General features: G+C 67.7%; 17 protein-coding genes. 7 read left to right on the top strand and 10 right to left on the bottom strand.

What is annotated here, in order from left to right:
- Positions 1 to 3: 3 nt before the first annotated feature.
- Positions 4 to 753 carry a 16S rRNA (guanine(527)-N(7))-methyltransferase RsmG gene (gene rsmG / locus CB0101_RS06995; protein ID WP_010311011.1) on the bottom strand — a complete coding sequence of 250 codons (750 nt, stop codon included), beginning with the start codon at positions 751 to 753 and terminating at the stop codon, positions 4 to 6.
- Positions 754 to 810: 57 nt separating this feature from the next.
- On the opposite strand from rsmG, the gene CB0101_RS06990 reads away from it, so the two are divergent.
- From CB0101_RS06990 to CB0101_RS06980, 3 genes are read left to right on the top strand one after another with little or no spacing between them, the layout of a single operon-like run.
- The gene (locus CB0101_RS06990) at positions 811 to 1,320 is read left to right on the top strand and encodes a J domain-containing protein (RefSeq protein ID WP_010311009.1); all 510 of its coding nucleotides are present in this window, start codon (positions 811 to 813) and stop codon (positions 1,318 to 1,320) included.
- Positions 1,262 to 1,528, top strand: coding sequence for a DUF3143 domain-containing protein (locus CB0101_RS06985; protein WP_029553101.1), 267 nt, complete (start codon positions 1,262 to 1,264; stop codon positions 1,526 to 1,528). The genes CB0101_RS06990 and CB0101_RS06985 overlap by 59 nt, the downstream gene beginning before the upstream one ends.
- A gap of 47 nt (positions 1,529 to 1,575) precedes the next feature.
- Positions 1,576 to 1,857: a hypothetical protein gene (locus tag CB0101_RS06980; protein ID WP_010311004.1), complete on the top strand. Its 282-nt coding sequence runs from the start codon at positions 1,576 to 1,578 to the stop codon at positions 1,855 to 1,857.
- Positions 1,858 to 1,865: 8 nt separating this feature from the next.
- Here CB0101_RS06980 and CB0101_RS15365 read toward each other — a convergent pair whose 3' ends face one another.
- The 5 genes from CB0101_RS15365 to CB0101_RS06960 are packed head-to-tail and all read right to left on the bottom strand — an operon-like array spanning position 1,866 to position 5,399.
- A complete protein-coding gene (locus tag CB0101_RS15365; protein ID WP_010311001.1) occupies positions 1,866 to 2,030 on the bottom strand; it encodes a hypothetical protein in 165 nt (54 codons plus the stop codon).
- 13 nt (positions 2,031 to 2,043) lie between these two features.
- On the bottom strand, positions 2,044 to 2,697 hold the full coding sequence (bioD, locus tag CB0101_RS06975) for a dethiobiotin synthase (protein WP_010310998.1): 654 nt from the start codon (positions 2,695 to 2,697) through the stop codon (positions 2,044 to 2,046).
- Positions 2,694 to 3,464 (bottom strand): methyltransferase domain-containing protein, encoded by a 771-nt coding sequence (locus CB0101_RS06970; protein WP_010310996.1) that lies wholly within the window; start codon positions 3,462 to 3,464, stop codon positions 2,694 to 2,696. The genes bioD and CB0101_RS06970 overlap by 4 nt, the downstream gene beginning before the upstream one ends.
- Entirely contained in the window at positions 3,451 to 4,158 is a 708-nt protein-coding gene (locus CB0101_RS06965; RefSeq protein ID WP_010310995.1) for an alpha/beta fold hydrolase, read from the bottom strand. The genes CB0101_RS06970 and CB0101_RS06965 overlap by 14 nt, the downstream gene beginning before the upstream one ends.
- Positions 4,155 to 5,399, bottom strand: coding sequence for an 8-amino-7-oxononanoate synthase (locus CB0101_RS06960; RefSeq protein ID WP_010310992.1), 1,245 nt, complete (start codon positions 5,397 to 5,399; stop codon positions 4,155 to 4,157). Before CB0101_RS06960 ends, CB0101_RS06965 begins: the two co-directional genes overlap by 4 nt.
- A gap of 11 nt (positions 5,400 to 5,410) precedes the next feature.
- Between CB0101_RS06960 and CB0101_RS06955 the strand changes: the two genes are divergently transcribed.
- Together CB0101_RS06955 and CB0101_RS06950 are read left to right on the top strand one after the other, a co-directional pair.
- The gene (locus CB0101_RS06955) at positions 5,411 to 8,200 is read left to right on the top strand and encodes a DEAD/DEAH box helicase (protein ID WP_371413623.1); all 2,790 of its coding nucleotides are present in this window, start codon (positions 5,411 to 5,413) and stop codon (positions 8,198 to 8,200) included.
- Between the two features lie 157 nt (positions 8,201 to 8,357).
- A complete protein-coding gene (locus CB0101_RS06950) occupies positions 8,358 to 8,789 on the top strand; it encodes a 23S rRNA (pseudouridine(1915)-N(3))-methyltransferase RlmH (RefSeq protein WP_029553098.1) in 432 nt (143 codons plus the stop codon).
- A 10-nt stretch (positions 8,790 to 8,799) separates the two neighbouring features.
- Here the strand turns inward: CB0101_RS06950 and purB are convergent, their stop codons facing one another.
- On the bottom strand, positions 8,800 to 10,095 hold the full coding sequence (purB, locus tag CB0101_RS06945; RefSeq protein WP_010310974.1) for an adenylosuccinate lyase: 1,296 nt from the start codon (positions 10,093 to 10,095) through the stop codon (positions 8,800 to 8,802).
- Positions 10,096 to 10,169: 74 nt separating this feature from the next.
- Entirely contained in the window at positions 10,170 to 10,364 is a 195-nt protein-coding gene (locus CB0101_RS06940) for a hypothetical protein (protein ID WP_010310971.1), read from the bottom strand.
- 119 nt (positions 10,365 to 10,483) lie between these two features.
- Here CB0101_RS06940 and CB0101_RS06935 point away from each other — a divergent pair, with 119 nt between their 5' ends.
- Positions 10,484 to 11,344, top strand: a complete 861-nt coding sequence (locus tag CB0101_RS06935; protein WP_010310969.1) for a TlyA family RNA methyltransferase — start codon at positions 10,484 to 10,486, stop codon at positions 11,342 to 11,344.
- Between the two features lie 27 nt (positions 11,345 to 11,371).
- Here CB0101_RS06935 and CB0101_RS06930 read toward each other — a convergent pair whose 3' ends face one another.
- The gene (locus CB0101_RS06930; RefSeq protein ID WP_010310966.1) at positions 11,372 to 11,710 is read right to left on the bottom strand and encodes a P-II family nitrogen regulator; all 339 of its coding nucleotides are present in this window, start codon (positions 11,708 to 11,710) and stop codon (positions 11,372 to 11,374) included.
- A 188-nt stretch (positions 11,711 to 11,898) separates the two neighbouring features.
- Here CB0101_RS06930 and queF point away from each other — a divergent pair, with 188 nt between their 5' ends.
- The gene (gene queF / locus CB0101_RS06925; protein WP_010310964.1) at positions 11,899 to 12,300 is read left to right on the top strand and encodes a preQ(1) synthase; all 402 of its coding nucleotides are present in this window, start codon (positions 11,899 to 11,901) and stop codon (positions 12,298 to 12,300) included.
- On the opposite strand, the gene CB0101_RS06920 is transcribed toward queF, so the two are convergent.
- A complete protein-coding gene (locus CB0101_RS06920) occupies positions 12,288 to 13,583 on the bottom strand; it encodes a cytochrome c biogenesis protein ResB (RefSeq protein ID WP_010310961.1) in 1,296 nt (431 codons plus the stop codon). The genes queF and CB0101_RS06920 overlap by 13 nt on opposite strands.
- Positions 13,584 to 13,595 lie beyond the last annotated feature (12 nt).

Below are 13,595 nucleotides of genomic sequence, written 5' to 3'. Positions count from 1 at the left end.
GGCTCAGTTGGCGCTGACGCTCTGGCCAAGGGGAAACTTGCTCGGCATCCCGACGGCGCGCGGGTAGCTCTTCGGGCAGGGGGCGCTGGCGGCTACGAACAGGGCGGTGCGTTGGCCCCGTTCAGCGGGGAGCTCCCGTTGCTCGCACTGCACGATCTCAGCCCGCAGCAACTGCAGGGCCTGCTCAAGCTCGCGTTGGTCGGCAGCGCCCCACTGGCCGCGATAGAGCAGGGCCTGGCCGGCCGGCTTCAGCAACGGCACCAGGTATTCCGCTACCACCGGTGCCGCTGCCACCGCCCGTGCCATGGCCAGGTCGAACTGGCCGCGGCATTGGCCGTGGCGCCCCGTGAGCTCCACCCGTTCGCAGCGCAGTTGCACCCGATCGCTCAAGCCCAGGGCTGCCGCCATGGCCTCAACGGCCTGGGTTTTGCGCCCTACCGAATCCACCAGGGTGAGCTGCGCCTGGGGGAAGGCAACGGCGATGGCCAGCCCCGGGAAACCGCCGCCGGTGCCCACATCGATGCAGCGCAGCGGGGCCTCGGCCTGCTCTTGAAGCCGTTGCTGCAGCGGCCAGAGGCTGTCGAACACCTGGGCAATCCAGAAATCGTCGCCCTCCACCAGGCGCGTGAGGTTCACACGACCGTTCCAGGTGCGCAGCTCCTCCTGAAGCTGCTGGAGCTGCTGCAGCTGCTCCGGGCTCGGCTGCCAGCCCAGCTCCTGCCAGAGGGCGGCATCGGGTGTGGCAGTTGGCATCCCCTGGGCGGCGTGGTCACTTGATCTCTAGGATCCCCCACACCCGGTGCCCCGCTGGTGGCAGCTGCCAATCACTACGAGCTGCTGCAGATTGCCCCCGATGCGTCGCAGCAGGAGCTGCGCCAGGCCTTCCGCCGGCTCAGCAAGCGCTACCACCCGGACACCACCGACTTGCCGGCGGAGCAGGCGGAAGAAGCCTTCCGCCACTTGCAGCAGGCTTACCTCACCCTGAGTGACCCGGAGCGGCGCCGGGTGTATGACGTGAGCCTGCGGCCTGTGGCTCAGCCGCTTCAGCCTCTGCGGGTGCCGGTGGTGAAGCCAGTCCCGGTGCGGCGAGCCCTCTCTGGCGGGGAGTGGTTTGCGTTGCTGCTGCTGGGGGTGGCCGTGGTGTTCAGCCTGGTGCTTGGGGTGGGGCTGGCCTGGGCCCGTGGCACCGAGTTGTTGCGGGAGCCAAGCTGGTGGCCCGGCAGCGAGCAGACTGCTCAGACCTTGCCCTCCACCGCTCCGGATGTCGTCTCTGCCGCCCCCCCAGGCGCCGCTGTACAACCATCCGCTGCCGGCGCTTGAGCAGTGGCTGCGGGATTTGGGTGCTGTGCAACACGGACCCCATTCCTGTGTCTGGGATCTGCAGCTGGGCGGCTGGAGCGCTCAGATCGAGCTGGAGGTGGAGGAGCTGAGCATCCGCTGGCAGTCGGGCGACACGCCGGTGGAGCGTCACTTCCCCTACGGCTTCAGCCGCGCTGATGTGGAAGCCGCCATCCTGGCCGGCCCCTGACAACGCCGGCAATCGCCGCCAGCATGGGTGCACGACTGAGGCGCCCCATGGACAGCACCTCCACCCGACAGCCGCAGGTCTCCAACCGCTTCCTGCAGCCGGAGCAGTTGGCGGCGCCCAAAGCTGGGCGCGCCTGGAGCCCCACGGAGGTGTTTGCCGAAGGGCAGTGGCAGAGCGTGCGCGTGCAGCTGGAAGCTCGCGGTTGGAACTCCCTACAGATCGAGCAGATTCACGATCAGCTGCGGCAGGGATGGCCCCTGGCGATGGCTGAAAACAATGTGGCGGTGATCAGCGGTCACTGTCCGATCAAGGCCCGCCGCATCCACTGATCCAGGGATCAGAGCTTGCGCTTGCACACTTCGCTTTGCTCTTCGCCCTGGGTGGAGAAGGGGCCACAGCTGAACCAGCGCACCATCGACACTTCAATGTCGGTGAACAGCACCAGGATCCCAGCGCAGAGGGCTGCAACGGCGGCACTGATCGCAACGTGGGAGCCTTTCATGCAGCGTGGTGTGTCATGCCTGGAGCTTATGGGAGAGCTCCAGCTCCTGCCATTGCTGGGCCAGGGTGGCGGCGTTGACAGCGGCCAGCGGCGGCAGGCAGCCGAGCATGGGCACACCGCCGAGCTGGGCCAGGGTGTTCAGATTGTTGGGGTGGGCTGGGCCATTCAGCAGCACACCCAGCACTGGAATCTGGCGATGTCGCAGCGCTTCGAGTGAGAGAAGCGTGTGGTTGAGGGTGCCCAGGCCGCTGCGGGCCACCAGCAGCACGGGCAGTTGCCAGCGCTGAAGTTGATCGATCTGCAACCAATCCAGGCGCAACGGCACCAACAGGCCGCCAGCGGTTTCCACCACCAGTGGGCCCGCCTGGTTGGGCAGCTCCAGGCGCTGCGGATCGAGCGGTGGGCCTGGCTGTGCGGGATCGCCGCTCTCCAGCTCCGTGGCCCAGTGGGGGGAGACGGGGGCCTGGAGCCGGTAGGCCTCCGGAATGATCCGTGCATCTGGGAGTGCCAGCCAGCGCTGCACCCGGTCGCGATCGCCTTCGCCGTCTTCCAGGCCGCATTGCACCGGCTTCCAGTAGTGGGCCCCCAGGCCCTGCACCAGCAGGGCGCTCACCACGGTTTTGCCCACCTCCGTGTCGGTGCCGCACACCACCAGGCGGTTGCTCATCGCTTTTGGCCCACCAGCACCAGCACGTGCCACACGATGGCGTGCTCGGGCCCCGGCCAGTGGCGGATCAGTTGGCGCAGTTGGCCCGGTTGCAGCCTTGCGGCCGGGCTTGCCTGGGCGCCGATGGTTTTGATCTGATGCAGGAACGCCCGGGCACCGCGGTTGGGCCGGCTGAAGCGCAGCAGCTGGTAGTGATGCAGAGCGAGGGGGGCGGCTGCGGTCTCGAGCAGCGTTGTTGGATCCGGTAGGGGAAGGGCGCTGCAGGGCACCCCTGCCCGCTCGGCGGTGTGATGCCAGATCTGAAAACTGCCGCTGCAGGGCACCGCCAGCACGAGGGCTCCACCTGGGCGGAGTGCCTTGCACCAGCCGCTCAGCTGCAGTGCGGGCTGCTCCAGCCATTGCAGCGCAAAGCTCGAGGCCAGCAGCGCGGCCCCCTCCAGCTCCTGCGGCAACCCCTGGTTCAGATCCCACAGACGCTGCAGGGCTCGCTGCGGCGGCTGCTCCTGTTCCAGCAGCGCCGCGCAGGCATCGAGCCGCAGCAGGGGCGCGTCGGTGAGCTGGGTTTCGAGGGCGCGGCTCAACAGGCCACTGCCGGCGCCCAGATCGGCTCGGGGGCCCGATGGCAGTGCTGTGTCCAGGGGCCGGGCCAGCCGGGCTAGTCGCATGGCCACGGCGGCCTGCAGGGTGGCGCTGCGCGGATAAGCGCTGGCGCCACGGCTGAAGCAGCGCTCCACCTGAGCGCTGAAGCGGCTCTCAGGGCTGCCCATCGGCAATCCACTCCAGCACCCGCTTCGGGAGATCTGGATCCAGGAGACAATGGCCGGCAGGCTCCAGGCTCCACACCTGCGCTTGGGGCAACAGCGCCCGCAGGGCGGCGCGGCTGCTGGGGTGCACGATGCGATCGTCCGCGGCTTCCACGATCAACACCCTTGCTGCAGCGGGGTATCCCATCGGCAGACCAGCGGTTTGCTGCAGCACGTGCAGATCCTCCAGCAGCCGTTGTTGGCCGAGCGGGTTGATCCCCTGTTCCAAGGGGCCCATCGGCAGGGCCGAGGGGGGGTGGGGTGCGGCCGCTTCCCGGAAGAAGTCGCGCAGGAGCGCGGTGGAGTCGCCGGCGGCGATGCGCTGGCCCATGGCCTGCAGGGCAGCCCGCGTGCTGCGTCCCGCCCGCCCCTCGGGCACAAAGGCCGCGAAGCTCGCCAGCCACACGGCGCAGGTGGCATGCTCCCACAGCTCGGGCGGCAGCAGATGGGGCCCCAGCGAATGGCCGATCACCACCCGTTGCTGGGCCTCCAGCTGCCAGCTGGGTTCATGGGGAGGGAGCTCGCCGTAGCCCCGCCCAGCGGCACTGAAGGCCCAGCCGCGCTCGGCTGCGAGCTCAGCCCAGGGCTGCCAGGCGCGGCTGTCGCCCGCCCAGCCGTGGGCGGCGATCAGCTGGGTGGTGGGGGTTGGCGTGCTCATGGCGTTCCCAGGGCCCTGAGCAGCAGCTCCAGGCTTCCGGCGGGCAGGTCATGCCGCAGCACTAGCCGCAGCCGCGCCTTGCCCGCCGGCACCGTGGGCGGGCGGATCGCCACGCTGAGCAGTCCCGCCTGCTCGAGTTGCTGTTGCAGGGCAAGGGCGCGGCTGTTGTCGCCCACCAGAAGCGGAAGGATCGGGCCGCAGCCAGGAGGCCTGGGCCAGCCGGCAGCCTCGAGGCGATCGCGCCAGCGCCCAGCGCGCTCCAGCAATTGGCTGGCCCGCTCAGGGTGCTGCTGGATCTGCGTGAGGGCTGCCAGTGCTGCCGCCGCCAGGGGCGGTGCCAGGGCTGTTGTGTAGCGGTAGGGCCCGGAGTGCTGCAGCAGCCACTCCCCCACCAACGCATCGCCCGCCAGAAAGGCACCGCCGCTGCCGAAGGCCTTGCCGAAGGTGCCGCTGATCAGGCTGATGCTGTTCAGCCCATGGCCCAGGCCGCTGCCACGAGGGCCCAGTACCCCGAGGGCGTGCGCTTCATCGAGGAGCAGGGCGGCGCCATAGCGCTCGCACAGTGCACTGAGCTCCACCAGCTCCGGCGAGGTGCCCTCCATCGAGAAGAGGCTTTCACTGATCACCAGCAGGCGCCGCTGGGGCTGTTCCGCCCGCGCCCGCTGCAGGCGGCGCTCCAGATCGGAGAGCTGGTTATGGGCAAAGCGCTGCAGCCGCGCGCCACTGGCGCGGATTCCCACCAGCAGCGAGTGATGGATGAGCCGATCGGCCAGCACCAGGGTGTGGCGATCGGCCAGGGCCTGCACCGCCGCCAGGTTGGCCTGAAAGCCGCTGGGAAACAGCAGCACCTGGTCGCGCCCCAACCAGTTCGCCAGGGCCTCCTCCAAACGTTCATGCACGCCGCGGCCGCCGCTCACCAGCCTTGAGGCGCCTGCGCCCACGCCTTCGTGTTGCAGTGCCTGGCCGGCGGCCTCCAGCAGGGCGGGGTGTGATGCCAGCCCGAGGTAATCGTTGCTGGCCAGATCCAGCAGCGGCCCGCTCCCAGGGGCTGTGCACTGCAGGCCAGCGGTTCCGGCGGGCTGCCAGCTGCGCGGTTGGCGGCGCCGGTCGGCGGGCAGCTGCTCGAGGGCTGCCTCCAGGGGCGCCCGCCAGGAAAGCTCTGAGCCAGTGGCGTGCGCCTGGACCAAGCCCGCTGCTGCGCTGTGGTGTGCGTTCAGTCTGCCCGCTGAGCGGGTGCCCATAGGATCTGCTAATGGCAAGCAGCACCCAGGCCTCCGACGCCGCGTCGACTTCCGGCGCCGCATCCGGTGTGGTGCCGCCGCTGGGCGAGCTCTTCCCCTTCCCGCTCGATGGCTTCCAGATGGAAGCCATCGATGCGCTGAATCAGGGGCATTCGGTGGTGGTGAGTGCCCCCACCGGCTCCGGCAAAACGTTGGTGGGTGAATACGCCATCCACCGCGCCCTGGCCCATGGGCGCAAGGTGTTTTACACAACGCCGCTCAAGGCTCTCTCCAACCAGAAACTGCGCGATTTCCGCGAGCAGTTCGGCGCCGAGCGGGTGGGCTTGATGACGGGCGATCTCACGGTGAACCGTGAGGCCTCGATCGTGGTGATGACCACCGAGATCTTCCGCAACATGCTCTATGCGGAAGCCGATCAGGGCGACGACCCCCTCGAAGACGTGGAAGCCGTGGTGCTCGATGAGTGCCACTACATGAACGATTCCCAGCGCGGCACCGTCTGGGAGGAATCGATCATTCACTGTCCGCCCGTGGTGCAGTTGGTGGCCCTCTCGGCCACGGTGGCCAATGCCGGACAGCTCACCGATTGGATTGAGCGGGTGCACGGCCCCACCACGCTGGTGATGAGCGATTACCGGCCGGTGCCGCTGCAGTTCAGCTTCTGCAGCGCGAAGGGTCTGCATCCGCTGCTGAACGACGAAGGCACCGGCCTGCATCCCAACTGCAAGGTGTGGCGCGCGCCAAAAGGCAATAAGCGCAAAGGCCCGAAAACCCCCAAGCCCCCCCAGCCGGAGGCGCCGCCCCTGGGGTTTGTGGTGGCTCAGATGGCCGAGCGGGAGATGTTGCCGGCCATCTATTTCATCTTCAGCCGCCGCGGCTGCGACAAGGCGGTGCGCGATCTGGGCAAGGTGTGCCTGGTGTCGCCTGAGGAGCAAGCCCGGATCCGGGCGCGGCTGGAGGCGTTTGTGGAGGCCACCCCCGAGGCCGTGCGCGATGGCGGCCACGACGACGCCCTGCTGCGGGGCATTGCGGCCCACCACGCTGGCGTGCTGCCGGCCTGGAAGGAGCTGATTGAGGAGCTGTTCCAGCAGGGGCTGGTGAAGGTGGTGTTTGCCACCGAAACCCTGGCGGCCGGCATCAACATGCCCGCCCGCAGCACGGTGATCTCAGCACTGTCGAAGCGCACCGAGCGGGGACACCGGCCCCTGATGGGCAGTGAATTTCTGCAGATGGCCGGTCGGGCCGGCCGCCGCGGCCTGGATAACCAGGGTTATGTGGTCACGGTGCAGAGCCGCTTCGAGGGGGTGCGCGAGGCCGGCCAGCTGGCCACCGCGCCTGCCGATCCGTTGGTGAGCCAATTCACCCCCAGCTACGGGATGGTGCTCAACCTGCTGCAGCGCTACGACCTCAATAAGGCCCGCGAGCTGGTGGAGCGGAGCTTCGGCCGCTACCTGGCCACCTTGGATCTCACCGAAGATGAGGCCCGCATCGCCGAGCTGCGCGAGCAACTCAGCCACCTGAGCGATCAGGCGGTGGAGGTGGCTTGGGACGATTTCGAGGACTACGAAAAGCAGCGCGGCCGCCTGCGCGAAGAGCGGCGCCTGCTGCGGATCCTGCAGCAACAAGCCGAGGAAACCCTGGCCCATGAGCTCACCCTGGCGCTGCGTTTTGCCAGCGAGGGTGCTCTGGTGAGCCTGAAGGCGCCGGTGCTGCGCGGCCGGGTGACGCCGGCCGTGATTGTCGAGAAGGTGGATGGCCCCGGTCAGTTCCCGCTGCTCTGCTGCCTCACCGATGAGAACGTGTGGCTGCTCGTGCCCTGCACCGCGGTGGTGAGCCTGCATGCCGAGCTGAGCTGCCTGCAGGTGAAAGAGATCGAGCCGCCGGAGCTGCATCGCGCCGGTGAACTGCGCCACGGCGATCAGGCCAGCGGTGGTCTGGCCCTGGCTGTGGCCCACATGGCCCGCCGCCACGACATGACCACCCCTCAGTATGACCTGGCGGGAGAAGTGCAGGCTCAGGCCCACCTGGTGCGGGAGCTGGAGTTGGCGCTCGAGCTCCATCCAGCTCATCGGGCGGGCGATCGCAAGAAGCTGCGCAAGCAGCGCTTCCGTATCGAGGAGCTGGAGGCGGAAATCGAAGAGCGGCAGCGGATTCTGCACTTCCGCGCCAACCGCCATTGGGAAACCTTCCTGGCACTGATCGAGATCCTGCGCCACTTCGGCTGCCTGGCCGGCGAGGAGGGGCTCGAACCCACGGAGATCGGCCGCACCGTGGCGGCACTGCGGGGTGACAACGAGCTTTGGCTGGGGCTTTCGCTGATGAGCGGCCACCTGGATGAGCTGGAGCCGGCTGATTTGGCGGCGGTGTTTGAAGCGATCTCCACAGAGGTGAACCGGCCGGATCTGTGGAGTGGGTTCCCGCCGCCGCCTGCCGCTGAGGAGGCCCTGCATGATCTGCGCGGCATCCGCCGCGAGTTGCAGCGTCAGCAGGAGCGCGCCTCGGTGGTGATGCCGCTCTGGTTTGAGCCGGAGCTGATGGGCCTGGTGCAGGCCTGGGCCAAGGGGGTGAGCTGGAACGATCTGATCGCCAACACCTCCCTCGATGAAGGCGATGTGGTGCGGATCATGCGCCGCACCGTGGATCTGCTCGCCCAGGTGCCCTACTGCGAGGCGATCAGCGAGCAGCTGCGCAGCAACGCCCGCGCCGCCCTCAAGGCGATCAATCGCTTCCCGGTGTGTGAGCCGATCGATCTGCTGGCGGGCGGCTCAGGCCCTAATCCGGCGACGGAGCGGGCGGCCTAACGGGGGCGCAGCACCAGCCACACCATCAAGAGCAGGCCGGCGGTGCTCACGGCCGTGTAGATCCAGTCGGCGTAGGGCGTCCAGAACAGAGCCAGCGGCTGGATCATGCGGCAAAGAAGGCTGTGCTTAGCGTGCCAGTAGGGGCGCTGCTGCTGTGATCAATCCCTCCCGCATTCGCATCCTGGCGGTGGGCAAGGTGCGCAAGGGCTGGGTGCTGGAGGGGATCGCCACCTACCTCAAGCGGCTGCCAGGCCTGCAGGTGGTGGAGCTGCGCGATGCCGGCAAAGAACGGGAGGCCGCGGCGATCCTGGAGGCCTTGCGGCCTGATGAGCAGCTAGTGGTGCTGGCGGAAGAGGGGCAGACCTTCGATTCGCCTGCCTTTGCCCAACGCCTGGAGGGTTCCGGCTCAGAGCGCCTAGCGCTCGTGATCGGCGGTGCCGAAGGCATCGATCCCGCCCTGAAGGCCAAGGCCCGTTGGAAGCTCAGCCTCTCTCCGATGACCTTCCCCCATGAGCTGGCGCGGCTGCTGCTGCTCGAGCAGCTTTACCGCGCCCTCACGATTCAGCAGGGCGGGCCGTATCACAAGTAAGCCTGTCGGCTCAGATGCTCAGGCGCTCCCAGATCACGCCCAGGTTGGCCTGGTGCAGATCAGTGGAGAAGCAGTCGGCCAGTTGCTCGGCGCTGAGGCGTGAGGTCACGTCGGCGTCGGCCTCGAGATTGGCGCGGAAGTCGCCACCGGCGGTGTTCCAGGCGGTGTGGGCGTTGCGCTGCACGATCCGGTAGGCGTCTTCGCGGCTGATGCCCGCTTCCACCAGGGCCAGCAGCACCCGCTGGCTGAACACCACGCCGCCGTAGACGTTCATGTTGCGGGCCATGTTGTCGGGGTAGACCCCCAGGCCCTGCACCACCGAGGTCATCTCCCGCAGCATGAAGTGCAGGGTGACGGAGCAGTCGGGCAGCATCATCCGCTCCACGGAGCTGTGGCTGATGTCGCGCTCATGCCAGAGGGCGCAGTTTTCTAGCGCCGCCACCACATAGCTGCGCAGCACGCGGGCCAGGCCGCTGATGCGTTCGCTGCGGATCGGGTTGCGCTTGTGGGGCATGGCCGAGCTGCCCTTCTGGCCCTTGGCGAAGTTCTCCTCCACCTCGAGCACATCGGTGCGCTGCATGTTGCGGATCTCGGTGGAGAAGCGCTCCAGCGCCGCACCCACCAGGGCCAGCGTTTGGATGTATTCCGCGTGGCGATCGCGGGAGATCACCTGGGTGCTGGCGGTGTCGGGCACCAGGCCGAGCTTGGCGCAGGCGATCTCCTCCACCCGGGGATCGGTGTTGGCATAGGTGCCCATGGCCCCCGAGATCTGCCCCACGCTCACGGCCGTTTCCAGGCGCTCGAGACGCTCCTGGTTGCGCACCACTTCCGCCAGCCAGCCGGCCACCTTGAAACCGAAGGTGATCGGTTCGCCGTGGATGGCGTGGGAGCGGCCGATCATCACGGTGCCCTTGTGCTCTCGGGCTAACACCCGCAGCGCCTCGGCCAGCTTGTCGAGCTCGGTGCGCAGCAGCTTCACCGAAGCCTTCATCTGCAGGGCGACACCCGTGTCCAGCACATCGGAGCTGGTCATGCCCACGTGGATGTAGCGGCCCGCATCGCCCACGTGCTCGTTCACGTTGGTGAGGAAGGCGATCACGTCGTGACGCACTTCGGCCTCGATTTCGAGGATGCGCTCCACGCTGAAGGCGGCCTTTTCTTTGATCGTGGCCACCGCTTCGGCAGGAACGCGGCCCAGCTCGCAGTTGGCTTCAGTAGCCGCGATTTCCACATCCAGCCAGCTCTGGAACTTCGCTTCCTCGCTCCAGATGGCGCCCATCTCGGGCAGGGTGTAACGCTCGATCAAGGCCGCCGCGGGCTCACATCAAGACCAATGTATGGGGCGCTGGGATCGGCCCCTGATCGGCGCAGCGGGAAGCCTCAGGCCACAGCTGTGAGCTTGCGGTGTTCCACTTCCCACTGCACGAGCTGGCCCCAGGCCTGCTGGCGCACCCAGCAGCGGCCGCCGCGGCACTGGATCAGCTGGAAGGGGGGAAGGTCGTCGGGCTGGTTGCGCAGTTTCACGAAGCTGCCCGGTTGGAGCAGTTCGACCACGTTGGATTGCTGGCGCGGCATGGGGGATCCCCTGTGCTGAGGGACATCCTCCGGAGTGTTCCCCGTTTTGCCGCTGCAGCCCCCGTTTTTGTTCGGTTTCCCCTGTGCTTTTGTGACAGCACACCAGCACGCTGCTGTTGATGGGCCGCAAGCAACGCCTGGATCTGCAGTTGGTGGAGCTGGGTCTGGCCACCAGCCGCCAGCAGGCGCAGCAGCTGATCCGGGCGGGCAAGGTGCGCAGCGGCGATCGGGTGCTCGATAAGCCTGGATTGGATGTGCTCCCGGATCTGCCCCTGCAGGTGGAGCAGCCGCCGCGGTTCGTGTCGCGTGGAGGAGAGAAGTTGCTGGGGGCGCTGGAGGTGTTCCCGATCGAGCTCAGCGAGCGGGTCTGCCTTGATGGCGGCATCTCCACCGGGGGCTTCACCGATTGCCTGCTGCAGCACGGTGCCAGCCGGGTGTATGGGGTGGATGTGGGCTATGGCCAGACGGCCTGGAGCCTGCGCACCGATCCGCGTTTGGTGCTGAAGGAGCGCACCAACCTGCGCCACCTCGAGCCGGCCGACCTCTATGCCGAGGCTGACCCTTGGCCGGATTTGGCGGTGGCGGATGTGTCGTTCATCCGCTTGGCCTTGGTGTTGCCGGCCATCGGCCGGCTGCTGCGGCCGGAACGGCGGGAAGCGCTGCTGCTGGTGAAACCGCAGTTTGAAGTGGGGAAAGAGCGCGTGGGCAAGGGCGGGGTGGTGCGTGATCCGGCGGCCCACGTGGATGCGATTGAAGGCGTGATCGCAGCCGCGGCGCTGGAGGGCTGGAGTGCCTGCGGGCTCACGGCTTCACCGATCACCGGGCCCGCGGGCAATCACGAATATCTGCTTTGGTTGCGCAGCGGCGCCTGGCCTGCAGCGGCGGATCCGATTGAGGCATCAATGCAGCAAAAAGCCGCCGGCGCCTCCCCCGATGGGGAGGCAATCCGGCGGCTGGTGGGGCAAACCCTGGGGGTGTGAAGGGGCCTGGTGGGCTTGAGGCGCCGATCAGATGGCGCTGCTGTCGCGATCGCCAGTGCGGATCCGGATGACGGAGTCCACGGGGCTGATGAAGATCTTGCCGTCGCCGATCTCGCCGGTGCGGGCGGCTTCCTGGATGGCTCCCACCACGGTGTCGACTTGGGCGTCGTCCACCACGATCTCGAGCTTCAGCTTCTGCAGGAATTCCACGGTGAACTCGGAACCGCGGTAGCGCTCCACCTGGCCCTTCTGGCGACCGAAGCCACGAACCTCGCTCACGGTCATGCCGACGATGCCGGCATTCACCAGGGCCAACTTCACATCTTCAAGCTTGAACGGGCGAATGATGGCCTCAACTTTTTTCATGGCTGCGGGAGTGGCTGGGGACGCACTGTCAACGACAGTCTCTCAGGAATTCTGGGAGGACAGGCGGGGGACTGGGCCCCGCGAAGCGCTTATTAGCCGCAGCTTTCGAAGCATGGGTGTGGCGGTTGCTACCACTGCGATGGCCCGGGGGCGGCTGCTTAGCATCCGGCCTTGAACCATCTCTGCCGATGAGCGCCGACCAGACCCGCACCCCTCTCTATGGCGAGCGGGCCATCGCCGAAGCGGAGCTGATCTGCTTCGACAATCCGCGCCCCGGTCGGGCCTACGAGGTGTCGATCACCCTGCCGGAATTCACCTGTAAGTGCCCCTTCTCGGGCTATCCGGATTTCGCCACCCTGCGTCTGCTGTATCAGCCCGGCCCTCGGGTGATGGAGCTCAAGGCGATCAAGCTGTACGTGAACAGCTACCGCGACCGCTCGATCTCCCACGAGGAGGTCACCAACCGCATCCTCGATGACTTCGTGGCGGCCTGCGAACCGGTGTGGATGCAGCTTGAGGCCGACTTCAACCCCCGCGGCAATGTGCACACGGTGATCCGTGCCAGCCACGGCACCCGTCAGGCCTGCTGAAGTTCGGTTAGCAGCGCTGGGAGTTCCCGCGAGAAGGCCGCCAGGTTGCGGTTGCATAGACCCGCCACATGCAGCTTTTGCTGCTCGGGTTCGGCGATGGCCCACAGCTGGCGGGTGGCGATCAGGCTCAAGGCCCCGCCCGCCAGCGCAATGGCGAAGCCGGCGTACACCAGTGGCACGCCTGGATCGCGCTTGAGCAACAGGCCGCTGGCCGGCACCACGCTGGCGATGCGCAGCGGGATCCCCGCGATCTCGGCGGGGCCGCCGCCCGGCACCAGGGTGCCCAGCACTTCGGCATCGGCGGAATACACCGTGACCGGGCCCTGTTCGCTGGAGAGGGCCAGCAGCACCGGGTTGCTGCCATCGGGCCGGGTGGGCAGCACGATGCCCCAAACCTGATCGCCCAGTTGCGGGAAGCTCTGCAGCGGCAGCTCCAGAATCGGGCTCTTGCCCAGTTGCACCTGGATCGCCGCCAGGGCCCAGTCGGCTTGATACACCGTCATCCCCTGGAAGCGCAGGGGGTGGTTCACGCTGATCTCCCGGTTGGTGGCCGGGAGCGGCGCGCTGGCGGCGGGATCGCCCGGCTGCAAGCGCAGTTGGGAGCGGAATTGTTCCGGCCGGCCGGCCGGATCGCGTTCGATGCCGAAGCCCTCAAGGGCCACGGTGAGTTGGGTTTCGCCGCGGCGGTTCAGCAGTTCCAGTTCATTGCCGGGGGCCAGATAGCGCTCCAACCGTTGGCCGGCCAGGGCGCCCCAGGCGGCCCCCACCATCAGCACCACCAGGCCGGCATGCACCAACAAGGGGCCCACCCTGCCGCTCACGCCCCGGCGTGCCGCCAGGCGATGGGGATGGGGCTGCACTTGCCAGCCGCGCTGCAGCAGCAACGCCTGCAGCTGCCCCAGTTGCGTGTCGGCCTGCGGGCTGCTCAGGGTTTCTGCGAGGGTGAGCTTGCTGAGCTGGCGCGGGCTGCTGTAGTCGATCCAGCGCAGGGCGGCTTGCAGGGCCGGCCATTGGCGCCGCCAGCTGCAGAGGATCAGTGAGAGCCCCAGCCAGGCCAGCAGGCCCAGAAACCAGTTGCTCGAATACACGTGATCGAGCTGCAGGCGCAGGATTGCATCGCCGTTGAGCAACCCCAGCCAGGGCTGGGCGTCGTAGACGCGGTGATAGAGCTCAGCGTTTTCCTGCTGCGGCACCAGCGTGCCCAGTCCACTGGCGATGGCGATCAGGATCAACAGCCCGATGGCCAGGCGAAGGTCGGAGATCCAGGCGATCAGGCGTTTCATCAACACGTGCGT

Origin of the sequence: Synechococcus sp. CB0101 (assembly GCF_000179235.2) — a bacterium.
Taxonomy (GTDB): Bacteria; Cyanobacteriota; Cyanobacteriia; order PCC-6307; family Cyanobiaceae; genus Vulcanococcus.
The sequence above is the reverse complement of the archived record's forward strand: the minus strand, read 5'-3'. Positions and strand labels throughout refer to the sequence as shown.